Genomic DNA, 22269 nt, shown 5'->3' with positions numbered 1-22269 from the left:
GCCAGCCTCGGTCAGTCCTTCAGCGCCTGGCGTGCGTCGATGAAGGCGGCGACGGCCCGCTCCACGTCCTCGGTGGAGTGCGCGGCGGAGAGCTGGACCCGGATCCGGGCCTGGCCCATCGGGACGACGGGGTACGAGAAGCCGATGACGTACACGCCGCGCTCCAGCAGGAGTTCGGCCATCCGGCCGGCCTCTGCGGCGTCGCCGATCATGACGGGGGCGATGGCGTGGTCGCCGGGCAGGATGTCGAAACCCGCCTCGGTCATCTTCGTACGGAAGAGGGCGGTGTTCGCGTTCAGCCGCTCGCGCAGGTCGCCGGCGGACTCCAGCAGGTCGAGGACCTTGAGGGAGGCGGCGGCGATCACCGGGGCGAGGGAGTTGGAGAAGAGGTACGGGCGGGAACGCTGGCGCAGCAGGGCGACGATCTCGGCGCGGGCGGCGACATAGCCGCCGGAGGCGCCGCCGAGCGCCTTGCCGAGGGTGCCGGTGATGATGTCGACGCGGTCCATGACGCCGTGCAGCTCGGGGGTGCCGCGGCCACCGGGGCCGACGAAGCCGACGGCGTGCGAGTCGTCGACCATGACCATGGCGTCGTAGCGGTCGGCGAGGTCGCAGATCTCGGCGAGCGGAGCCACATAGCCGTCCATGGAGAAGACGCCGTCGGTGACGATGAGGCGGCGGCGGGCGTCCTGAGTCTGCTTGAGCTGCTGCTCCAGGTCGGCGAGGTCTCGGTTGGCGTAGCGGTGGCGGCGGGCCTTGGACAGCCGGATGCCGTCGATGATGCTGGCGTGGTTGAGGGCGTCGGAGATCACCGCGTCCTCGGGGCCGAGGACGGTCTCGAAGACACCGCCGTTGGCGTCGAAGCAGGAGGAGTAGAGGATCGTGTCCTCCTGGCCGAGGAACGCCGACAGGCGCGCCTCGAGCTCCTTGTGGACGTCCTGGGTGCCGCAGATGAAGCGGACGGAGGCCATGCCGTAGCCCCAGCGGTCCAGCGCTTCCTTGGCGGCGGCGACGACCTCGGGGTGGTCGGCGAGGCCGAGGTAGTTGTTGGCACAGAAGTTGAGTACGTCACCGGAAGCGACGGACACGGAGGCGCTCTGCGGCGTGCCGATGACGCGCTCGGGCTTGTAGAGACCGGCGGCGCGGATCTCGTCGAGGGTGGTACGGAGATCGTCGCGGACGGACGCGTACATGGTGGGGCTCCTTACGAAAAAGCTCGGACGAGAGGCTCAGACGGTCCAGTCGAGGATGATCTTGCCGCTGCGGGCGGTGGCAGCCTCGTCGAAGGCTGCATCGAAGTCCTGGTAGCCGTAACTGCCGGTGATCACCGGGCTGAGGTCGAGTCCGCTCTCGAGCAGCACGGTCATCGCATACCAGGTCTCGAACATCTCACGGCCGTAGATCCCCTTGATCGTGATCATCGAGGTGACGATCTTCGACCAGTCGACGGCGAACTCCTGCGCGGGCAGGCCCAGCATGGCGATACGTCCGCCGTGGGTCATGTTGTCGACCATGTCCCGCATGGCTTCCGGGCGGCCGGACATCTCCAGGCCGATGTCGAAGCCCTCCTTGAGTCCGAGCTGCCGCTGTGCCTCGGCGATATCGCTCTGGGCGACGTTCAGCGCGAGGGTGGCACCGGCCTTGCGGGCCAGCTGGAGCCGGGACTCGCTCACATCGGTGATCACGACATTGCGCGCGCCGGCATGGCGGGCGACGGCGGCGGCCATGATCCCGATCGGTCCCGCGCCGGTGATCAGTACGTCCTCGCCGACCAGCGGGAAGGAGAGCGCGGTGTGCACGGCGTTCCCGAACGGGTCGAAGATCGCAGCGATGTCCAGGTCGACCTTGGTCCGGTGCACCCACACATTGGAGGCGGGCAGCGCGACGTACTCGGCGAAGGCGCCGTCGCGGCCGACGCCGAGGCCGATGGTGCTACGGCACAGATGGCGGCGGCCGGCGAGACAGTTGCGGCACTTGCCGCACACCAGATGCCCCTCGCCGCTCACCACGTCGCCGACCGCGATGTCCTCGACGTCCGCGCCGACACGGGCGACTTCGCCCACGAACTCGTGGCCGAGGACGCGGGGCGTGGTGACGGCCTGCTGGGCCCAGCCGTCCCAGGACCTGATGTGCAGATCGGTGCCGCAGATCCCGGTGCGCAGCACCTTGATCAGAACATCGCCTGCGCCGGTCTCCGGCTCCGGCACGTCCATGAGCCACAGCCCGGGCTCTGCATGCTGCTTGACAAGTGCCTTCATCGGGGCGGCTCCAGGCATCGTGGTGGGGCTGACCGGAGACAGTGCCGACGGCACCGGTCAGTGGACCTGCACCAATGTGCCCAGCTGTGACTGCAGAGTCCATCGAGGATTTCTTAAGCGGGCCAACAGCAGAGCTTCATGCAGGTCGGCCGGGTCAGAGCAACACGGTGTACGGCGAACGGGGACCGCACAGTGCAAGGCTTCCCGGAACTCCGGCTCCGCCCATTGGATCAGCTCCGGGTCTCGGTCGCACCTCATCGGGGGGCCGGCACGTGCTGCTCAGCCGCACCGGCCGCGGTTACTCGCGCGGGGGATCTGCTCCCCGCCTGGTCCTGACCTCTGGCCCCTGGCCTTGGCCTGGCCCCAGGAATCCGGCGGCACGCTTCCACGTGTATCGAAATGATTGCGAACGGACCTGCGGCTCGCGATGCTCAAGCTCGTTCACCAACGGAGGGACAGGAACAACTTGGTGAAGAGGACCACGGCGGTGGCTTCGGTCGCCGTTGGCGCAGTCGCTGCCGGGCTGCTGAAGACCGGGGCGGCATCCGTCCGGGCGGCCCTGGGGCTGCCGGGCGACGAGCGTGGCGTTCTGCCGGTTTCCGCGGAGTGCTGATCGGGGGCCGCGGCACGGCGGATCGCCGCTGATCCGGCGGGGCCTCTCGCACATCCGGGTGCTGCCATCGGGCATCCCGCGAGAGGCCCCGCCAGGTGCATTCGGGCGGGGCGAAACCGAGCTCCTTGCGGAACGGGGCGAGCACATTGGCGCCGAGGATCTTGCGGATGGTGTCCTCGGGCGGACCGCGCCGGTGCAGTGCCTCGGTGCGACGTGCGTCAGTCGATTCCGCGGGCGCTCCGGGCATGGTCCGCCGTGCCGCCCGGCTGACGTGCAACGCGCGCGTCGAGGAGGTCGGGAAGGTGAGCCCTGGACGTTCCGCTCCTGTGCTCGGCCAGGGTTTTGAGCTGCTCACGCAGCTTCTGGTTCTCGGTGTACAGATCGGCGAGTGCCCTGACCTTCGTACGCACCACCCATGGATCGACGGGCTTGACCAGGAAGTCGGCGACGCCGAGGTTGTAGGCACGGGCGGCCAGTTCATCGTCCCTGCCCAGTCCGGTCATCAGCACGACGGGCAGATTCCTGGTGTGATCCAGTCGTTTGAGATAGGAGAGCACTTCCAGGCCGTCCATCCGCGGCATGACGACGTCGAGGATGACCACTGCGATGCCGCCGCGCAGGACGTTCTTCAGCGCTTCGTCCCCACTGTGTGCCCGTACCACCGGACGCCCCACAGGGCGTAACAGGCTCTCTATCGCGAAGAGGTTGTCCTCGCGGTCGTCCACCACAAGGATCTTCAAGACACAGCCCGCATCCCTAGACCTCCCTCGTCAGGCGGCCACATCAGCGTACGCCGCACGTGCGGCGAGGGCGGCCCCGTCCGTGTCCTTCGGCTCCCGCGGGGCTTCGGGGGTAGAGGCAGTATGAAGCCTCGGGCAGTGCGAAGCACCCGGCGTGGACGGGCTCTTGTTGTGCGGCGCTCCCGAACCGGACTCTCTGTCGCCGTCAGGCCACGGTGCTCGCCTTCCTGAACCGCAGGCGGGTCAACAGACCGCCACGGTGCGGATTCCGGCGCACCGGCAGTAGTCGCGCGCCCCTCGGGACGGTCCCGGAGACCGTCCGGGGCTCGACCTTGGGGACAGGGCGTGGCGCGGGGCGGAGCTCTCGCGCCTCCCGCAGCGCCTCGGCCAGGTTCACCCGATGCCAGAGAATCTCATCCGGATGGTCCGCCAGGAGCAGCCGCTCCACTACTTCGCGCCCGGCGGGCGACTCCGGGCGCCCGGGGACGAGTTCGGGCCGGAGCACGCGCAGATGTGAGCGTTCGTACGGATCGGTCGCCACCTCGGACACCGCGACCGGGTCGAGCACGGAGGCGATCGCCGCCGCGCGCTCCCACGGATTCGCGGTCCTGCGCAGCAGCAGCCCAAGACTCCGCCCCCGCCAGTTGCGTGCGCGCCGGTCCTCACCCGCCTCCAGTACGGCTCGAAGCGCCTGCGGGGTTCTGCCGCCGAGGAGGCCGGGATGGGCGAGGGCGAACTGGCAGACCTCTTCGGCCAGATAGAGCCAGACGACCGCGCGATAGCGGTTCAGATAGAACCGGACCGGGGCGAAGTGGCCTGTGCGGGCGAGCCGGGCGAAGCGCGCCGGGCTGATGGAGATGAGCCGTGCGCCTTCCACCGTGCCGACGGTCCGCACCCGCTCCCGCAGTGTGCCCGGGAATCCTTCCTTCCCGCGCAGCCGGTCGATCTCCTGCTGCTCGACCCTCGGCGGGCCGCCGCTCTCGCCGACTGTGGTGCGAATGTGCCCGAGCTGGACAGCGAGATCGAACTCGCCCCGCTTGAGATCCAGTTCCTGAGAGGCCCGGCCCAGCGCCAGACTGCGCGTTGCTGCTTGCTTCACCGTCATGACGGTCTCCCCCGTGAGGTGTGAATACTCTCGGTGACGACCGTAGCCCGAACCAAGCACATTCCGCCCGGCCTGTGGATAACTGCGGACCGGGCGCTGTCGAGCTAAGTTCCTGCAGGTCAGCGAGGGTCGCCACCTGGCTGCCTGGCGGCAACGCCCAGATGCTCGCCGACCCGGTTGACCATCAGCGTCATCTCGTACGCGACCAGGCCGACGTCGGCGTCGGCGGAGCTGAGTACACACAGGCAACTTCCGTCGCCCGCCGCGGTGACGAAGAGCAGCGCTTCGTCGAACTCGACCATGGTCTGGCGTGCCTTGCCGGCCCGGAAGTGGCGTCCGGAACCCCGGGCGAGGGAGTGCAGACCGGAGGAGACCGCGGCGAGGTGTTCCGCGTCTTCCCGCGCCAGACCCGTGCTGGCCCCCGTCACCAGGCCGTCGTTGGACAGCACGAGTGCGTGCCGTATGTGTTCGATCCTGTTGGTCAGGTCGTCCAGAAGCCAGTCAAGTCCCTTGTCCAACACCATGTTGGTCCTCCCCGCTCATACGTTCCCCGTGTCCCCGTTGTTGTCCGTAAGCCTTTCGTACGAGGGGCGGCACGGCAAGGTGCGGGCTAGCCGACCGAATCCAGCAGCCGGGCCGTATGCATCCGCCCTGCGTACTCGACGAGTCGTACGAGCACCTCCTTTCCCGAGTCCCGGTCGCGTGCATCGCACAGCACGACGGGAGTCCCTCGTTCCAGGTCGAGAGCGCGTGAGACTTCGTGCGCGCCGTACGTGCGTGCGCCGGCGAAGCAGTTGACCGCGACGACGAAGGGAATCCGGCGGTGTTCGAAGTAATCGACTGCGGGGAAGCAGTCCACGAGGCGCCGGGTGTCGGCGAGGACGACTGCTCCCAGTGCTCCCTGGGAAAGCTCGTCCCACAGGAACCAGAAACGGTCCTGCCCCGGAGTCCCGAACAGGTAGAGGGACAGACCCGAGCGAATGGTGATGCGTCCAAAATCCATGGCGACGGTCGTGGTCGTCTTCTTGTCGACTCCCCCGGTGTCGTCGACCGTGCTGCCCGCCTGGCTCAGCTGTTCCTCCGTACGCAGAGGCCGTATCTCACTGACCGAGCCGACCAGAGTGGTCTTGCCTACGCCGAAGCCACCGGCGACGAGTATTTTCAGCGCGAGGTCGGTCGTCTCCCCGCCAGTATTTTCAGAGCTCTCGGAAGCCATGTCATTTCTCTCAAGAGTGAGCCCAAGATATCCGGCCCGCCTATGAAACGCGCAGGTCAGAACGGTCTTTGAGGTCTCGGTCAGCTGATTCTCGGCGTTGGTCCATGCCAGTACGCAGACAGCATGGCAAGCGCGGCCCCGCCCCGAGGGAAGGGATCGCTATTAGAGCGTTGTGACTGATACGGGTCCACTCGATGCCCGAACCAGCGCGCAATTCGATCCTGTCCCGGCGGGGCCCGGGTGGATATTCGCTGGCGGGCGCGAGCGCCGGTGTTGAGGATCGGGTCATGCCCACATTCCTGGTGACCGATCGTCTGGCGCTTCGCCCGTTCAGCGAGGCCGATGTGGACCATCTGCTCGACCTCGACAACGATCCCGAGGTCATGCGTTTCATCAACGGAGGCCGGCCGACGACGCGGGAAGCGGTCCGTGCCGAGTCCCTGCCCCGCTTTCTCCGTCACTATCCGTGTATCGACAACCGCGCGTTCTGGGCGGCCGAGGAGCGGACCACGAAGGAGTTTCTGGGCTGGTTCGTCTTCCGGCCGCTGGACGACCACAGCAGTGCGGTGGTCGAACTGGGCTACCGGCTCGGCCGGGCCGCATGGGGCCGCGGCCATGCGACGGAAGGCTCGCGCGCGCTGATCCATAAGGGCTTCTCCGAACTCGGCGTGGAGCGGGTGGTCGCGAACACGATGACGGCCAACGCCCGTTCGCGACGCGTGATGGAGAAGGCGGGTCTCACCTACGTCCGGACCTTCTTCGAGAAGTGGCCCGACATCATCGAAGGCTCCGAGCTCGGCGATGTCGAGTACGAGCTGACCAGGGCCGACTGGCAGCTGAGCACGAGGTCTTGAGCGGCTCGAGGCGGGATCGGCTTCATGGGGTCAGCGGCTTCGGCGGCTAGAGAGCCCGCAGGCCCGCGATCACCTCCCTGAGGATCTTCTCGTCGGGCAGCTGCGTCGGCGGCACGGGACGGCTGACCCTGATATAGCCCGCTTCGAGCAGATCACCGAGGAGAACGCGTACGACACCGACCGGGAGGTCCGCGTCGGCAGCGAGTTCCGCGACGGACTGCGTCTCGCAGCGGCAGAGGGTGAGCAGCGCGCGGTGTTCGGGCCCGAGGAGGGACTCCTCCGCCGGGCCGGGTGCATCGGCGGCGATGTCGACGAGGGCGATCAGGTCGAACCGTACGTTGCTGGGACCCGGCTTGGTCCGCCCGCCGGTCATCGCGTACGGGCGGACGAGCGGGCCTGCGTCGGCGTCGTACCACTGGCTGCCGCACATATCAGCCATGTCGGTCACGTCGTTCACGCCATCACATCGCGGTGATGCGCGGCGGGGTGCGCAGATGCTCGCCGACGCGTTTGACGAGGCGGGCCATCTCATAGGCGATCAGGCCGATATCGGCGACGACAGAGGTGAGCACGGCGAGGCAGGAGCCGTCTCCCGCGGCCGCCACGAAGAGGAAGCCGTCGTCCATCTCGACCATCGTCTGGCGTACGCCGCCGGCGTGAAAATGTCGCCCCGCGCCCTTGGCCAGGCTGTGGAATCCGGAGGCGACGGCTGCCAGGTGCTCGGCATCCTCGCGGGTCAGCGCCGTCGATGCGCCGACCGGCAGGCCGTCGTTGGACAGCACGACCGCGTGGCGGACTTCGCCGACCCGCAGTACGAGGTCGTCCAGCAGCCAGTCGAGGTCGCCGAAAGTGTGGCGGGCTGCGGCTGACTCGTGCTCGGTCATGCTTCGTCTCCTTCACTGCCGGGGGCGGCCGTGCCGGGGGCGGCGCCGCCGCCCCGGGTCCAGCCGTTGCGGTACGCCGTCATGCGGTCCCGTACCTGTTCGGGGGTGCGTTCCGGGCTGTCGTCGACGCCCGCGAGATCAACCGGCTCCTCGGCCATGGGCTCCTCGCGCAGTTGCGGGACGAGGTGCGCCTGCCTGACCCGGCGCGGCAGTTCGCCGTCCGCGGTCTGCGGCGGGGCGCCGCGCAGGCGCAGCGCGGTGACGCCGGGCGGGACGGGGGTCACGGTCTGCGCTTCGAGCACCGGTCGTGGCGCCGGGGCCGGTACGGGTGTGCCGTTGGTGCGCGGGGCGGGCTCGGTCGGCGCGGCCGCGGGTTTGCCGTCGCCGGGGCCCGGGTCGCCGCGGGTGCCCGGCGGGGCCGAGAGGGCGCTCTGCAGCAGCGAGGTCGGCAGCGGCACCACCGCGGTGGTGCCGCCGTACGGCGAGGTGCGCAGCTGGACCTTGATCTCGCGGCGGAAGGCGAGCCGGCTGACGACGAAGAGGCCGAGCCGATCACTGTCGAAGAGGTCGAGTGCTTCGGACTCCGCCAGTCTGCGGTTGGCTTCGGCGAGAACGTCCTTGCCCATGCCCAGGCCGCGGTCCTCGATCTCGAGGGCGTAGCCGTTGCCGACGGGCTCACCGCTGATGCGCACCTTGGTGTGCGGCGGGGAGAACTGTGCGGCGTTCTCGACGAGTTCCGCCAGCAGATGGGTGACGTCGGCGACGGCGGTTCCGGCAATGGAGGTCTCGGGCAGTTGCCGCACCTCCACGCGCGCGTAGTCCTCGATTTCTGAGACGGCGGCCCGTACGACGCTGGTCAGCGGGACGGGCGTGCGCCAGGCTCGCCCCGGCGCCGCCCCGGACAGGATGATCAGGCTTTCGGCGTGCCGCCGCATACGGGTGGTGAGATGGTCGAGGCGGAAGAGGTCGCCGAGTTCGTTCGGATCGTCGGCGCGGCGCTCCATGGTGTCGAGCAGGGTGAGCTGGCGGTGGACCAGGATCTGGCTGCGGCGCGCGAGGTTGACGAAGACTCCTGAGATGCTGCCGGCGAGTTCGGCGCGTTCGACGGCGGCGCTCAGCGCGGCCCGATGGACGGTTCCGAGTGCCTCGCCGACCTGGCCGATCTCGTCCTCGGCGGGGCGTCCCGGCGGGGCTTCGGCCTGGATGTCGATCTCTTCGCCGGTGCGCAGGCGGCGCATGGCATGGGGCAGCTTGTGCCGGGCGATCTCAAGTGCGGTGTTACGCAGGCTGATCAGTTCTACGACGAGGGCACGGCCGATGCGTACGGAGATGACCAAGGAGGCGACGACGGCGGCGAGTCCGAGGAGCACGGCAGCTCCGGCCGGGGTGAGGATGCCGTTCGCCACCGGGTCGGACCGGTCTGCTGCCGCGCGGCGGGCGTCCGTCTCGATGGCGCGCAGCCCGTCACCGACGGCCGCGTGGGCCTTGTCCCAGGCTTCGGCCGGGATGATCTGCGCAGCCTTGTGGCCTGCGGGCGCGGCGAGCACCTTGTCCTCGGCCGCCTGAAGCTGCCGGTAGGGGCTCTGCTGAGTGAGTTCCCGCCAGGCGGCGCGCTCGGGGCCGCGTAGATCGGTGACGGCCGATTCGGCAAGGCTCCGGCGGGTCCAGACGGCTCCGGTGAACAGCCGCTGACGCTCCACACCGAGGGACTTGGTGAGGTGCGCGGACGTGAGCAGAGCGTCCTCCCGGGCGAACATCTCGCCGGCCCGGGCGAACTCCAGGAGGACGCGGGCGTCGGAGCCGGGCCCGGTGTCCTGGATGCCGGTGAGTGCGCCGGAGACGCTGAACGCGGCGGTGACGGCGGCGGTGTACTGCTCGTAGGTCGCGTTCCAGGTGGCCTTGCGGTCGAGGACGGCGGTGCGCAGGGTGCGCAGTTTCTCGGCGCGGGTGACGAATTGGTCGAGGCGTCCCGCGACGGCGGCCGGCATGTCGCCGCCGGCGGCGACCGTGTGCTCGCTGTCGAGGAACAGCCCCTTCAAGGCGTCGTCGGTGCGCCGGGCCTCCTGCTGGAGTGCGGCCGCACGCTCGTCGGACGGTGCCGCCACCTGGCGTACCGCTGCGCGCCGTTCGGCTTGCAGAGCCGCGACAGCGGCGGCGACAGGTTCGCGGACCTGGGTGTCGACGCGCTGCAGCTGGCGCAGTCGCGACACGTCCTGGGCGGTGGTGACGGTGGCGAATCCCCAGAGCGCGAGCAGCGAGACGACGGGCACCATCAGCAGAGAGATGATCTTCGCGCGTACCGTTCCGGGGCGCAGCAGCCATCGACCTCCGGTGTCGGCCGGGGGCTGGGGTGCGTCGTTCCGTAGCACCTGTCCGGTGTGTTCGACGGCGGGCGGCCCGGCATGTGCGCGTCGTCCGCGGGCTGCCGCCGCGGATGCGGGCGGCAGTGGGGGCGGGGGCGTGTTGGTGTCGGCGCCCGAAGTCCTGCGGGGTGTGCGCATGGCCTCCTCGTTCCGGGTACGGGGCTGGGGGTGCGGCGGCAGCCGGGCCGGCTAGGCGGTGGCGGTCGTGGTGGTGCTCGGGGGACCGTTGGTGCTTGAGGGTTCGGCCGCAGGGGCAGGGGCGGATGCGGGGTCGGTGGCGGGGTCGGATGTGATCGGCCGCCCGGCCGAGGTATAGGCGGCGTGCTCGCGTGCTGTCGGGGAAAGCGCGACGAAGGCGGCGGTGACGAAGAGGTACGACCCGAGGCCGACGGCGAGGGGGAAGATGAACTGCATCGCCGCGGCCCCGGGCAGTTCGCCACCGGAAGGGGCGACCCGCACACTGACCGCGAGCATTCCGGTGTAGTGCATGCTGCTGACCGCCGCTCCCATGACGAGCGAGGCGACGGCGACCGCGACCGGTGACTTGATGTTGAGCGCCGCCCACAGGGCCGCGGTCGCGGCGACCACGGCGAAGACGACGGAGAGCGCGACGAGCAGCGGGTCGTAGTGGACCGAACCGTGCAGCCGCAGGGCGGCCATGCCCAGGTAGTGCATGCTGGCCACGCCGAGCCCTGTGGTGAGCCCGCCGATCAGCAGTGCTGTGACGCGGTCACGCCCGAACCCGACGCAGAAGACGCCGGCGCCGACGACGAGCATGGCGACGAGCAGGCTGAGGATGGTCAGCGGCACGTTGTAGTGGATGTCGGTGCCGGTGACGGCGAAACCGAGCATCGCGACGAAGTGCATCGTCCAGATGCCGGTGCCGATCGCGGACGCGGCTGTGATGAGCCAGTTGCGGCGGGAGCGGCCGCTCGTGCCGAGCGCGCGTACGGTGCAGCGCAGCCCGAGGGCGGCGCCGATGACGGCCATCGCGTACGACAGCACGGGGGTCAGCAAACCGAATGCGGCGTGGTCCAGGTGTCCCATGGCTCATGGACGCTAGACCCGGAGGGGGCGCGCGCTGGGGGCGCATTTCGAAAGCTGATGGAATATGACTGAGAGATGTTTCTGAACGATCGTGCCGCGCTCGAACATGTGCACCGCCGGTCGCCCAAGCGCTGAGGGATCATGTCCTCATGGCCGACGACCACACACATGTGCAGGAGTTCTTCAGCGCCCGCGCCGCCGACTGGGACGCGCGCTTCCCCGACGACGGTCCGGCTTACACCGCCGCCGTCGCCGAGCTGGGGCTGCGTCCCGGCGACGCCGTGCTCGACGCAGGCTGCGGCACCGGCCGCGCCCTGGCTCCCCTGCGGTCCGCCGTGGGAGCGCAGGGCACAGTGCTCGGGGCCGATCTGACACCCGCGATGCTGGAGGCAGCGGTACGCGCGGGGCACCGGAGCAGCGGACTGCTGCTGCTCGCCGATGTGGCCCGGCTGCCGCTGCGCGACGAGTCGCTCGACGCCGTGTTTGCCGCGGGCCTCATCGCCCATCTTCCACAACCGGACGTGAATCTGCGGGAGTTGGCGCGGGTCGTGCGACCGGGCGGCAGGCTCGCACTGTTCCACCCCATCGGCAGGGCGGCCCTCGCTGCCCGCCAGGGCCGGCAGATCACCGAGGGTGATCTGCGCGCCGAGCCCAGTCTCCACCCGCTGCTGGCCGGTTCGGGCTGGCGGATGACCTCGTACGTGGACGAGGATGCCCGCTTCCTGGCCCTGGCGGTCCGTCAGGACTGAGCCGTCAGAGCTGAACCGTCAGGACTGAGCCGTCAGGACTGAGCCGTCGGCTACCGCTCGTACGAACGCCGCCGGATTGTCGAACATGACGTTGTGACCGGCGTCCGGGACGGTCAGCACTCGTACTCCACAGGCCACCAGCTCTTCGTGACCAGGGAGTTCACCGCTGCGCGCGCCCTGCAGGTATGTGCGGTCCACCGGCAGCTCCATGAGCATCCGGCGCATCGTGGGGCGCGTACCGCTCATCAGTCCTGCCGCACTGCGGTACAGGCCGAGCGGGTCCGCCAGGCGCATGGTCGCCGACCAGACAGGACCGACGCGCTCGAGTACGCGCGCGAAGCCGCCGCCGTGGACGAACTCCTCCTCGCCGTATGTGGCGATTCCGCTGCTGCCCGCCGTCACCGGCGGGTTCGGGTCGAGGTTGCCCTCCGTGACCACCAGCCGTGCCACCAGATCCGGGCGACGGTACGCGAGCACGATGGCGACGGCACCGCCCATGCTGTGCCCGACGAGCTCCGCGCCGCGCACACCGGCCGCGTCGAGTGCGGCGGCGAGCGCGGCCGCGTGGTCCTCCAGCGTGTAGCCGAAGTCCGCGGGCCGATCGCTGAGGCCGTGTCCGGGCAGATCGACGAAGAGCGAGCGGCGGCCGGCCAGTGCCGGGTGGGCGGCGATATGCGTGTAGTACGCCGACGAAGCCGCGCCGAGCCCGTGCACAAATACCCTCGACGGGCCCTCGCCCGCCGCCTCCGTCCAGCGAATGAGGCTGCCCTGCGCGTCGAATCGGGCCTGTCGCACTGTCGATCTCCCCTGCTCGTCGATGCCGTGCTCTTCCGTCTGTTCCGCGTGGCAGCATACCTCGGTGTCGATGTATTGCGCTATCGATGTACACCGCTCTTGCGGCAGAATGCAGGCATGCTCGAGCTCGCCATCCTCGGTTTTCTCTGTGACGCCCCGCTCCACGGCTACGAACTGCGCAAACGCATCACCGCACTGACCGGGCATGTGCGGCCGGTCGCCGAGAGCACGCTGTATCCCGCGATCAAACGGCTCGAGAAGTCAGGTCTGCTCGCGCGCGAGACCCAGCCCGGATCGGTTGCCGCGCCCCGCCATGTCCTGAGCCTCACCGCCGACGGGCGGCGTGAGCTGCGGCGCCGGCTCGCAGAGCCCGCGCAGGGCGAAATCACCGACGAGAACCGGTGGTTCACCCTGCTCGCATTCCTGCGGCATCTTGAGGACAGCGAGGCGCAGGCGACGGTACTGCGGCGGCGGCTGGAGTTTCTGGAGGAGCCGGCCAGCTTCTTCTACGATGGTGAACGTCCCCTGCGTGCGGAGGAGTTGGACGATCCCTTCCGCCGCGGCATACTCACGATCGCCCGCGCCACCAGTGAGGCGGAGCTGAAGTGGTTGCGGACCACGATCCGCTCCCTTACCCAGGGAAGCTGACGCCGGGCACGCAGCACACGCCGTTCCCCTTTCGGTCGCCGCAGGTCCAACTTCGCGCAGGGATGCAAGACTTGAAAGATCGGCGGCAGCCGCCGCCCTGGAGGAAGGTGGTCCGGGTGTTCAGCAGACTCCGCAGGCTCCGCAAGTTCCTCGCGTACCGCCCGGACGAAGCACCGGTCGCACGACCTCCGGTGCGGCAGCACAACATATTCGAGGCCGCGGCAGTCTATGTGTCCGGGTGCGCGGACGACGATCAGGAGCAGATCGACGAGGCGGTGACCTGGGTGTCCCCGGAGGCGCTCTCCTTCGGCGTCAGCGAACTGGCCTGCCGCGCGGTCATCGCCCTCGCCCGCGAGCGGGACGAGTCTCCGCAGACCGTGGCGCGTAGTCTCCTCGGCCTGCCCGCCGCCTGACATCGGAACCGGACAGGTCGTAGCGGGCGAGGGCCTCGGCCGGGCTCAGCCCCGTGCGCTCGGCATGGGCGAGCCGTTCCTTGACCTCGCGCAGGGTCCGCGGCCGGTAGCCGGGGCCGCAGAGCAGCTCTGCAGGAAGCGCGGGCCCACGCCGAGCACGGCCGACAGCGCACGCCGGCCTGCTGCGTCCCGGCGCCGCGGCACGGCGAGAGCGGAGCCCGCGTTCACCAACGGGCCGCCGCACCGAGATCGGTGCGGGCCCTGAGGTAGTCGGGTGCCTTCTTGAAGGAAGTCCGGCAGGGCAGGCAGATGAAGTGGGACGTGGATCCGGCCATGGGGCGATGCTGGGACCCCGGTGCGGAACAGGCCGAACCATTTTCGTGCCGTGAACTCTCGACGTCCGGGTTACCCACTGGTTAAGGTGCGCCGACGAACGATCGGATGGGGAGGGTGCTGTGGCCGGGACGGACGATGCCGTCGACGAGGACGCGCTCTATGTGCTGACCGCGGTGCTGCTGACGCCGGCGCAGTTCCCGAGCGTGCTCGGCGACGACTTCCCGGCGGCGTGCGCGGTGCTGGGGCTCGAGCCGTACGCCGAGGGGTACGGGCTCGTGCTCGGCCAGGACTGCGAGGGCGCCCGGTGGACGGTCGTGGTCGACGATGTGTCGCTCGTCGCGGTCGCGATCGCCTCCTGGGACTGCGGCATGGAGTACGACCTGTCGCCCGGCGAGCGCACGGTGGTCGCCGCGCTGCCCGGCTGGCCGCTGGCTGTCGCGGTCGCCGCGCCGGGCGTGCCCGCGCCGCACGATCCGGCGCCCGAGGAAGGCGACCGGCCACCACTGGCACCGCCCGACACCGAGTCCTGGGGGCCGGCGCAGCGGCGGCTCGGGGCGGACGAAATCGCGCTCCAGTGGGCGGAGTGGCGGCAACAGATCGGCGACGACGAAGCGTTCGGCAGGCAGCACACCTCGGACGTGTCAGACACATCGGACACATCGAAGACGTCTGACGCTCCCGCGAGCGAGCCGAAAGAGACCCATGAGGGTGTGCGGCGGGCGCTGAAGGAAGCCCACGCCTATGTGGAATCGGCCCCGCCGGCCGGGCGGGTCCGCTCCAGCTTCGCCCCGGGCGGGGCGCGGACGCTGCGCGCCGACGGCCCTGGCTGGTCCATGGTCGCCAGGACCGACGACATCGCGTTCGTTCTGCTGGACGAGGAGCCGCGCGAGGTGCTGCCGGTGGGTCGCGGACCTCAGCTGCCGGGACTGCTGGAGTCGCTCGACAAGATCGCCGTACGCCCGGCCTGAGCCCCGGCGATCAGCGATCAGCGATCAGCGATCAGCGATCAGCGAAGGATCACGAGCCCCCTTCCCCGTCGATGTGAGCGTCATACTCACAGCGGCCCGATCGAGCGGGCAGTCGATTTACTGGTCTACGGGGAGGACGCGGCGTGCCGGACGGTGCAGTGGAGCGACAGGACGGGCTGGTCGAATGCCGAGCGATCGGCATGGTGGTCGGCGGCCGCAGCGCGGTGGAGGACGACGACTGGGGGCTGGAGAGCGCGGTGATCCGGCTCGACAGCGCGCAGTTCGGGCCCGAAGCGCTGTTCGGTCTCGAGGAGTTCTCACATCTGGAGGTCGTGTACCACTTCGACCGGGTCGCTCCGGGGAAGATCCAGACGGGCGCCCGTCATCCGCGGGGCAATACGGACTGGCCGCTGGTGGGGATCTTCGCGCAGCGCGGGAAGAACCGGCCCAACCGGCTGGGGGTTTCGCGCTGCCGGCTGGTGAAGGTCGACGGTCTGGAGGTCTCTGTGACGGGGCTGGATGCGGTGGACGGCACGCCGGTCCTCGATATCAAGCCGTATATGGCGGAGTTCGGCCCGATCGGCGAGACGATGCAGCCGCAGTGGTCGGTGGAGCTGATGCGCGACTACTACTGACAGGCCGTAAGAGCTGATGGACACGGGCGCCGCCCGCGGACCGTACGACTGGTACATCCGCGGGCGGACGGGCGTCCGCCCGCGGATGTACCAGTCGATCGAGCTCTAGACCCGTTCGAGCGGCCGGTGCGGTCCGTCCGGCAGCTCGACGGCTATCGTGTCTCCGGGCTTGACCACTCCGCCCGCCCTGACGATGCTCATGATCCCGGCCTTGTGCACGATGTCACCCGCTTCGTCACGGCCGACGACCTGCTTGAGCAGGCCGTCCTGGAAGGTGTCGATCTGCAGACACGGATTGCGCAGGCCGGTGACCTCCACAACCGCTTCCTCGCCGAGCCGCAGCACCGTGCCGGTGGGCAGCGCGAGAAGATCGATGCCGCTGGTGGTGATGTTCTCGCCGAGGTCACCGGGGCCGACCTCGAAACCGGCCGCCCGCACCTCCTCGAAGAGCTCCTGGTGGATGAGGTGGACCTGGCGCAGATTCGGCTGAGTGGGGTCCTGCGCGATCCGGAAGCGATGCCTGACCGTCACCCCCGCGTGGACGTCCCCCTCCACCCCCAGCCCGGCCAGCAACGTGATGCTGTCACGGTTCGGCTTGGTGAAGGAGTACTCGCCGTTGCTGCTGACCTTCGTGACTGCTGCGCTCATGGAGCGAAGCCCCCTCTCCCGTGCCGGTGATCGTTTCCGACCCTATACCGGCACGGTCAGGGAGCCTCGGGTCAGCGTCCGATCTCCTTGCGGGAGATACGGCGGAGCCTGCGGCGCTGGCTGGGGTCGAGCGTCAGATACGCCACCGCGGGCACACCCAGCACCACCAGCAGCGACAGCCAGAATCCGATCAACGGCCACAGGAGCAGGCCTACGGCCACTCCCCCTATCACGATCTTTGTACGTGTCGACATCTCGACGCCTCCTTCGCGGCCGTGGCCGCTCCTGCCGTGAGAACGCGCGCACACGCCCCACGGTTCCACTATGCGTCGGCGCGCAGCGGTTCGCCGACCTCATGCATGTGAGTCAGTGCCTGCCGGTACGAGTCGATGAGACCGGTTTCGGTGTACGCGACGCCGAGCGAGCGGCAGTGGGCGCGCACCAGCGGCCGGGCGAGCCGCAGGTGGGGGCGGGGCATGCTCGGGAAGAGGTGGTGCTCGATCTGGTAGTTCAGGCCGCCGAGGAACCAGTCCGTCACCGGCCCGCCACGGATGTTGCGGGAGGTGAGGACCTGGCGGCGCAGATGGCCCCAGCGCTGACCGCTCTCCTCGTCGGGCATCTCCATCCCCTTGTGGTTCGGCGCGAAAGCCATGCCGAGGTGGAGGCCGAGAAGCATCTGGTGCATGAGCGCGAAGACGACGGCGTGGCCCAGGGACATGGTGGTCAGCAGCAAGGTGACATACGCGGCGGCATGGGCGAGGAGCAGCAGGCCCTCGACGGCGCGCTCGCGGGTGGTCTGGCGGGCGCCCGCCTCCTTGGAGAGGACGGCCCGGAATCCGTAGACCTTGAGGGCGATGCCTTCGAGGGTGGTGAGCGGGAAGAACAGCCAGGCCTGGTGGCGGGTGAGCCGGCCTCGGAATCCGGCGCGGCCCTTGGCCTGCTTCTGCGTGAAGACCAGTATGTCGGCCGCGACATCCGGGTCCTTCTCGATGTGGTTGGGGTTGGCGTGGTGCCGGTTGTGCTTGTCGTTCCACCATTCCTGGCTCATGCCGAGCAGCAGATTGGCGTGGAGGAGCTGGATGATCCGGCTCTTGCGGCGGTCGCCGGTGATCTGGGCGTGTCCGGCGTCATGGCCGAAGAAGGCGGTACAGGCGGACAGGACGGCCAGCAGCGGTGCGAGCAGCAGCACCCACCAGGAGCCACCGAGCAGGGCCATGCCGGCGATCACGGCGGTGAGGCCGAGGAGATTCACTGTGATGCCGCGGACGTACCAGCCGGTGCGGCGCTCCAGGAGAGCCTGCTCCTTGACGGTCCGCAGGAGCGGCGCGAATTCGCTCCCGGCGCTGCGACCCGCGCCGGCGCCGGAGGTGGGCGGCGCGGATGCGGGAGCCACAAGGGTGGCGGTGGCCTCGGGCATGACGGTCTCCGGTCTGTTGTGCCGTGCGCTGGCTGCGCTCACTGCGCTGACCTGAGAAAACGTACGGATCAGTGACCCTTGACAGCCATGGCGCCACCACCCGGACACAGTTGGGGCCAGCCCGTGGCGAGAGGTGGTGCTGGCTGCACCACGGCCCGCACGTGTGAGCCGGGTCACTGCCTTGTCGCATCCGTCCCCGGCACTGAGTGGAGTACCCTCGGCGGCTCCGGTCCGCAGTAGTCAAATTTGAGGAATGCGCCATCGCTGTGCACAGACTTCCCGCAGCAACGCTCTCTCCGACCACCGAACCCGAACCCGAACCCGAGCCCGAACGCGACCTCGAACGCGACCTCGACCTCGACCTCGACGAACTCATCCGCTGCTGTGCGGTCTTCGTGCCCGGGAACCCGGCCCGCGCCAGCCGCATCGCCTTCTGGCGTCCCGACGGCGACGGACTCCCGGCCGCGCCCGGTCCCGTCGAGCGGCTCACCGTGGTCGCGGACGACGCCCGCCCGCATGCCGTATCGGCGCTGCTGCTGCCCGTACGGGTCGCGCTGCCGGTCCTGACCAGGGCCCGCGCCTCGGCGAAGGCCTCGCCGGCGACTGCCTTCTGGGGCGCGGCGACCATCCTCGCCCTCCAACTCGCCGCACGGGGGCTGCTGTTGCCGGGGCTCACCGCCACCGATCACGACGCCTGGCGGCTCGGGCCACTGACGCCCCAGGACCTGGAGCGGGTCCGTACGCTCGCGGCCTCGATGCCGCCCGCCGCGCACTGCGTGCCGCTGGACGAGGCAGCCGATCCTCTGCTGCTGCCGGAGCCGGAGCGACTGCTGCGCGCGTTCCTCGACGCGGTCGCTGACGGTCTACCGCGCACGCCTGCGGCCGCGATCGCGGCAGGCGGTCCGGCCTTCGCGGCGCACGAGCCGCAGCACCTTCCCGACCAGCGTGCCTGGGCGGCGGACGTCGCCGCGGGCCATGACGCGGGTGTACGGCTCTCCCTGCGCATCGAGCTGCCGGGTCTTGCACAGGCGGACGCGGAGGGCGCGGGGCCGGTCTTCCGTGCCGTCCTGCAGATGCACCGCGTCAGCGATCCGACGCTCGTCGCCGACGCCGCCGAGGTATGGGCCGGGGCAGCCCGCCCGGATGCGGCGTTCGGGCCGCGCGCCCGGATGGACGCCCTGCTCGCGCTGCGTCGCGCCGCCCGCGCCTGGACGCCGCTCACTCCCCTGCTCCATGCCGCCGTGCCGGACGCGATCGAGCTCGCCGACGAGGAGGTCACCGAACTGCTCGGCGAGGCGGCCAGGGCGCTGGCGGCGACCGGCGTCCAGGTGCACTGGCCGAAGGAGATGGCGCGCAAGCTCACCGCACGCGCCGTGATCGGCCCGCCCGATGAGCCCGGCCCCGGACAGGAGGACGGAGAGGCTCCACTGAAGGACGATTCCGGACTGCCGTCCTTTCTGTCCGCGGACGCGCTACTTGCCTTCAACTGGTGGTTCGCGCTGGGCGATCAGCAGCTCACCCGGGCGGAACTGGACCGGCTCGCCGAAGCGAACCGCCCCGTCGTCCGTCTGCGCGACCAGTGGGTGCTCATCGATCCGGAGGAAGCCCGGCGCGCCCGCGAGAGCCAGGACCGCAAGCTGACTCCGGTCGACGCCCTCGGCGCCGTACTGACCGGCACGACCGAGGTCGACGGCCGCCGCATCGACGTACAGGCGTCCGGATGGCTGGCGCGGCTGCGCGACCGGCTCGCCGATCCCGAGGGCGGACAGCAGGAGATCGGACAGCCCGCGGCGCTCGCCGCGACCCTGCGCGACTACCAGCTGCGCGGCCTCAACTGGCTGAACCGTATGACCTCGCTCGGCCTCGGCGGCTGTCTCGCCGACGACATGGGACTCGGCAAGACGATCACGCTCATCTCACTGCATCTGCACCGGCAGACCGACACATCGGCAGCGGGCCCCACGCTCGTCGTCTGCCCGACGTCCCTGATGGGCAACTGGCAGCGCGAGATCGAGAGATTCGCGCCCGGCACACCCGTACGCCGCTTCCACGGCCCCTCGCGCGGTCTCGACGCCCTGGCGGACGGGGAGTTCGTGCTCACCACGTACGGCACGATGCGGCTGGACGCCGAGAAACTCGGCCAGGTGTCCTGGGGCATGGTCGTCGCCGACGAGGCGCAGCATGTCAAGAATCCGTACTCCGGCACCGCCAGGCAACTGCGCACCATCGGTGCGAAGGCGCGCGTCGCGCTCAGCGGCACGCCGGTGGAGAACAACCTGTCCGAGCTGTGGGCGATCCTCGACTGGACGACGCCTGGGCTGCTCGGGAAGCTCGGCACCTTCCGTACGCGCTATGCGCAGGCGGTGGAGGGCGGCAACGATCCGGCCGCGGCCCGGCGACTGGCCGCGCTGGTACGGCCGTTCCTGCTGCGCCGGCGCAAGTCCGACCCGGGTATCGCGCCCGAGCTTCCACCCAAGACCGAGACCGACCGGGCCGTGTCACTGACCAAGGAACAGACCGGTCTGTACGAGGCGGTCGTACGGGAGACCCTCGCCGCGATCTCGGAGGCCGGTGGCATGGAACGGCGCGGTCTGGTGGTGAAGCTGCTCACCGCGCTCAAGCAGATCTGCAACCACCCGGCGCAGTATTTGAAGGAGCAGAGCCTCAAGGAGGCGCCGCCGCGGATCGCCGGCCGCTCCGGCAAGGTGGAGCTGTTGGACGAACTCCTCGACACCATCCTGGCCGAGGACGCGAGCGTGCTGGTCTTCACCCAGTACGTGCAGATGGCGCGGCTGCTCGAGCAGCATCTGGCGGCACGCGGCGTACGCACGCAGTTCCTGCACGGAGGCACGCCGATCGCCGAGCGCGAGGCGATGGTGAACCGCTTCCAGGACGGTGAAGTGCCCGTCTTCCTGCTGTCGTTGAAGGCGGCGGGCACCGGGCTGAACCTCACCCGGGCCGAACATGTCGTGCACTACGACCGCTGGTGGAACCCCGCCGTCGAGGCGCAGGCCACCGACCGTGCCCACCGCATCGGTCAGCACCGTCCCGTGCAGGTCCACCGGCTGATCGCGGAGGGCACCATCGAGGACCGGATCGCCGACATGCTGGCGCGCAAACGGGAGTTGGCGGACGCGGTCCTCGGCTCCGGCGAGACCGCCCTGACGGAACTGACCGACGCCGAGCTGGCGGATCTGGTGGAGCTGCGAGGGAGCACCCGATGAGCGGCAGGGACGAGATGGAGCGCACGTTCGACGCGCTGCCGCCGGCGCACGGCCGGGGTTTCGCACAGACCTGGTGGGGCCGGGCGTGGCTCAAAGCGTTGGAGGACACGGCGCTCGACGGCAAGCAGCTGAAGGAGGGCCGCAGGCACGCGCGTGAGGGTGCGGTCGGTGCGGTGTCGGTACGTCCCGGACGGATCACCGCCGTCGTACGGGACCGGGACGGCACCGCGCAGCGCAGCGATGTGCTGCTGCAGGAGCTGAGCGAGGAGGAGTGGGACCGCTTCCTGAACATGGCGGTCGACCGGGCGGGGCATATCGCCGCGCTGCTCGACCGGGAGATGCCGCCGCATCTGGTGGAGGACGCGGCGGCCGCCGGTGTCGAACTGCTTCCCGGCATCGGCGACCTGGAGCCCGAGTGCAGCTGTGAGGCATGGGACCACTGCCCGCACACGGCGGCCCTCTGCTACGAGCTGGCGCGGCTCCTTGACCAGGATCCGTTCGTGCTGCTGCTGATGCGGGGGCGCGGGGAGCGTCGTCTCCTTGACGAGCTGCAGATACGGAGTGTGGCGCGGGCGGCCGGGGCGGAGCCGGAGCAGGAGGCCGCCCAGGCACGGACGCCCGAGGGTGTGCGGGCCGACGAGGCATTCGCGGCGCGGGACATCCTGCCGCCGCTGCCGGCTCCTCCACCGCTGCCCGACGAGCCCGGGCAGCCGCCCGCGCTGGACACGGAGACCGCTCCGGCGGCCGGTATCGACGCCGCGGCGCTGGAGTTCCTGGCCTCGGATGCGGCGGCGCGGGCGCACCGGCTGCTGTCGGAGGCTCTCTCACCCGGTCATGAACAGCAGCCGTTGAAAGTGGGGTTGACACTGGATCAGGACGCGGTACGGCTGTCCGCCGCTGCGCCGGGACCGGCGGTCGCGGGACGTCTCGCCGCGGGCACCGACCGGCAGCGTGCCGAGCTGGACCTGGCCGTGCGCGCCTGGCGGTACGGCGGTGCGGCCGCCCTCTCGGTGCTCGAGGAGGAGTGGACGCCGGAGGCGGAGGTGCTGGCACGGGCGCGGACACAGCTCTCCGACGCCTGGGAGGAGGCGGAACGCCCGCAGTTGCGGGCGGGCGGCTCGGGCCGCTGGACGGTGGTGGGGGCGGAGGCGCAGTTGCGCGTGGGCCGTGACGGCCGCTGGTGGCCGTACCGCAAGGAGCGCGGCCGCTGGGCCCCGGCCGGTCCCGCGGACCACGATCCGGCGGCGGCGCTGGCGGAGGTACTGGGCGAGACGGGCTGAACGAGCCGTGTCGCACGCGTGTTGACAGTGCGCCAGGCGGTGTTCATCCGGCCGTCTCATCGCGTTCGGGAGGAGC

General features: G+C 70.0%; 23 protein-coding genes. 9 read left to right on the top strand and 14 right to left on the bottom strand.

Translation table 11 applies throughout. The features are described from left to right. Positions 1-11: 11 nt before the first annotated feature. The gene (locus OG735_RS37675) at positions 12-1193 is read right to left on the bottom strand and encodes a glycine C-acetyltransferase (RefSeq protein ID WP_327327632.1); all 1182 of its coding nucleotides are present in this window, start codon (positions 1191-1193) and stop codon (positions 12-14) included. Between the two features lie 36 nt (positions 1194-1229). Next, positions 1230-2258 (bottom strand): L-threonine 3-dehydrogenase, encoded by a 1029-nt coding sequence (gene tdh, locus OG735_RS37670; protein WP_327327631.1) that lies wholly within the window; start codon positions 2256-2258, stop codon positions 1230-1232. A gap of 469 nt (positions 2259-2727) precedes the next feature. Between tdh and OG735_RS37665 the strand changes: the two genes are divergently transcribed. Then, positions 2728-2871, top strand: coding sequence for a hypothetical protein (locus OG735_RS37665; RefSeq protein ID WP_327327630.1), 144 nt, complete (start codon positions 2728-2730; stop codon positions 2869-2871). Positions 2872-3089: 218 nt separating this feature from the next. Here the strand turns inward: OG735_RS37665 and OG735_RS37660 are convergent, their stop codons facing one another. The 4 genes from OG735_RS37660 to OG735_RS37645 all read right to left on the bottom strand — a co-directional run bounded on the left by OG735_RS37660 (position 3090) and on the right by OG735_RS37645 (position 5932). Next, a complete protein-coding gene (locus tag OG735_RS37660) occupies positions 3090-3611 on the bottom strand; it encodes a response regulator (RefSeq protein ID WP_327327629.1) in 522 nt (173 codons plus the stop codon). A gap of 205 nt (positions 3612-3816) precedes the next feature. Then, positions 3817-4716 carry a DUF6397 family protein gene (locus OG735_RS37655; protein WP_327327628.1) on the bottom strand — a complete coding sequence of 300 codons (900 nt, stop codon included), beginning with the start codon at positions 4714-4716 and terminating at the stop codon, positions 3817-3819. A 119-nt stretch (positions 4717-4835) separates the two neighbouring features. Then, complete coding sequence (locus tag OG735_RS37650) at positions 4836-5240, bottom strand: roadblock/LC7 domain-containing protein (protein ID WP_327327627.1); 405 nt, start codon at positions 5238-5240, stop codon at positions 4836-4838. An 86-nt stretch (positions 5241-5326) separates the two neighbouring features. Continuing rightward, the gene (locus OG735_RS37645) at positions 5327-5932 is read right to left on the bottom strand and encodes a GTP-binding protein (RefSeq protein ID WP_327327626.1); all 606 of its coding nucleotides are present in this window, start codon (positions 5930-5932) and stop codon (positions 5327-5329) included. Positions 5933-6219: 287 nt separating this feature from the next. Here OG735_RS37645 and OG735_RS37640 point away from each other — a divergent pair, with 287 nt between their 5' ends. Continuing rightward, complete coding sequence (locus tag OG735_RS37640; RefSeq protein WP_327327625.1) at positions 6220-6786, top strand: GNAT family N-acetyltransferase; 567 nt, start codon at positions 6220-6222, stop codon at positions 6784-6786. A 46-nt stretch (positions 6787-6832) separates the two neighbouring features. On the opposite strand, the gene OG735_RS37635 is transcribed toward OG735_RS37640, so the two are convergent. Genes OG735_RS37635 through OG735_RS37620 form a run of 4 tightly spaced genes read right to left on the bottom strand, consistent with a single transcriptional unit; the run spans position 6833 to position 11080 of the window. Continuing rightward, complete coding sequence (locus OG735_RS37635) at positions 6833-7225, bottom strand: DUF742 domain-containing protein (RefSeq protein WP_327328588.1); 393 nt, start codon at positions 7223-7225, stop codon at positions 6833-6835. A gap of 22 nt (positions 7226-7247) precedes the next feature. Beyond that, entirely contained in the window at positions 7248-7670 is a 423-nt protein-coding gene (locus OG735_RS37630; protein WP_327327624.1) for a roadblock/LC7 domain-containing protein, read from the bottom strand. Further along, positions 7667-10171 carry a sensor histidine kinase gene (locus tag OG735_RS37625; protein ID WP_327327623.1) on the bottom strand — a complete coding sequence of 835 codons (2505 nt, stop codon included), beginning with the start codon at positions 10169-10171 and terminating at the stop codon, positions 7667-7669. Before OG735_RS37625 ends, OG735_RS37630 begins: the two co-directional genes overlap by 4 nt. Positions 10172-10222: 51 nt before the next feature. Next, positions 10223-11080: an MHYT domain-containing protein gene (locus OG735_RS37620; protein WP_327327622.1), complete on the bottom strand. Its 858-nt coding sequence runs from the start codon at positions 11078-11080 to the stop codon at positions 10223-10225. Positions 11081-11229: 149 nt separating this feature from the next. On the opposite strand from OG735_RS37620, the gene OG735_RS37615 reads away from it, so the two are divergent. Then, positions 11230-11829, top strand: coding sequence for a class I SAM-dependent methyltransferase (locus OG735_RS37615; RefSeq protein WP_327327621.1), 600 nt, complete (start codon positions 11230-11232; stop codon positions 11827-11829). 18 nt (positions 11830-11847) lie between these two features. Here the strand turns inward: OG735_RS37615 and OG735_RS37610 are convergent, their stop codons facing one another. After that, positions 11848-12624, bottom strand: coding sequence for an alpha/beta fold hydrolase (locus OG735_RS37610; protein WP_327327620.1), 777 nt, complete (start codon positions 12622-12624; stop codon positions 11848-11850). Positions 12625-12741: 117 nt separating this feature from the next. Here OG735_RS37610 and OG735_RS37605 point away from each other — a divergent pair, with 117 nt between their 5' ends. The 4 genes from OG735_RS37605 to OG735_RS37590 all read left to right on the top strand — a co-directional run bounded on the left by OG735_RS37605 (position 12742) and on the right by OG735_RS37590 (position 15624). After that, the gene (locus OG735_RS37605) at positions 12742-13272 is read left to right on the top strand and encodes a PadR family transcriptional regulator (protein ID WP_327328587.1); all 531 of its coding nucleotides are present in this window, start codon (positions 12742-12744) and stop codon (positions 13270-13272) included. 116 nt (positions 13273-13388) lie between these two features. Then, complete coding sequence (locus OG735_RS37600; protein ID WP_385303168.1) at positions 13389-13685, top strand: hypothetical protein; 297 nt, start codon at positions 13389-13391, stop codon at positions 13683-13685. A gap of 455 nt (positions 13686-14140) precedes the next feature. After that, the gene (locus OG735_RS37595) at positions 14141-14989 is read left to right on the top strand and encodes a hypothetical protein (RefSeq protein ID WP_327327619.1); all 849 of its coding nucleotides are present in this window, start codon (positions 14141-14143) and stop codon (positions 14987-14989) included. Between the two features lie 200 nt (positions 14990-15189). Further along, positions 15190-15624, top strand: coding sequence for an SAM-dependent methyltransferase (locus OG735_RS37590; RefSeq protein WP_327328585.1), 435 nt, complete (start codon positions 15190-15192; stop codon positions 15622-15624). Between the two features lie 105 nt (positions 15625-15729). On the opposite strand, the gene OG735_RS37585 is transcribed toward OG735_RS37590, so the two are convergent. The 3 genes from OG735_RS37585 to OG735_RS37575 form a co-directional block, all read right to left on the bottom strand. Beyond that, positions 15730-16272 carry an MOSC domain-containing protein gene (locus tag OG735_RS37585; protein WP_327327618.1) on the bottom strand — a complete coding sequence of 181 codons (543 nt, stop codon included), beginning with the start codon at positions 16270-16272 and terminating at the stop codon, positions 15730-15732. A gap of 71 nt (positions 16273-16343) precedes the next feature. Continuing rightward, positions 16344-16526, bottom strand: coding sequence for a hypothetical protein (locus tag OG735_RS37580; RefSeq protein WP_108154099.1), 183 nt, complete (start codon positions 16524-16526; stop codon positions 16344-16346). Positions 16527-16594: 68 nt separating this feature from the next. Then, positions 16595-17689, bottom strand: coding sequence for a fatty acid desaturase family protein (locus tag OG735_RS37575; RefSeq protein ID WP_327327617.1), 1095 nt, complete (start codon positions 17687-17689; stop codon positions 16595-16597). 266 nt (positions 17690-17955) lie between these two features. Between OG735_RS37575 and OG735_RS37570 the strand changes: the two genes are divergently transcribed. Further along, the gene (locus OG735_RS37570; protein WP_442812555.1) at positions 17956-20913 is read left to right on the top strand and encodes a DEAD/DEAH box helicase; all 2958 of its coding nucleotides are present in this window, start codon (positions 17956-17958) and stop codon (positions 20911-20913) included. Then, complete coding sequence (locus tag OG735_RS37565; RefSeq protein WP_327327616.1) at positions 20910-22193, top strand: SWIM zinc finger family protein; 1284 nt, start codon at positions 20910-20912, stop codon at positions 22191-22193. The genes OG735_RS37570 and OG735_RS37565 overlap by 4 nt, the downstream gene beginning before the upstream one ends. The last annotated feature ends 76 nt before the right edge of the window (positions 22194-22269 follow it).

It is taken from the genome of Streptomyces sp. NBC_01210 (assembly GCF_036010325.1).
GTDB lineage: Bacteria > Actinomycetota > Actinomycetes > Streptomycetales > Streptomycetaceae > Streptomyces.
The sequence above is the reverse complement of the archived record's forward strand: the minus strand, read 5'-3'. Positions and strand labels throughout refer to the sequence as shown.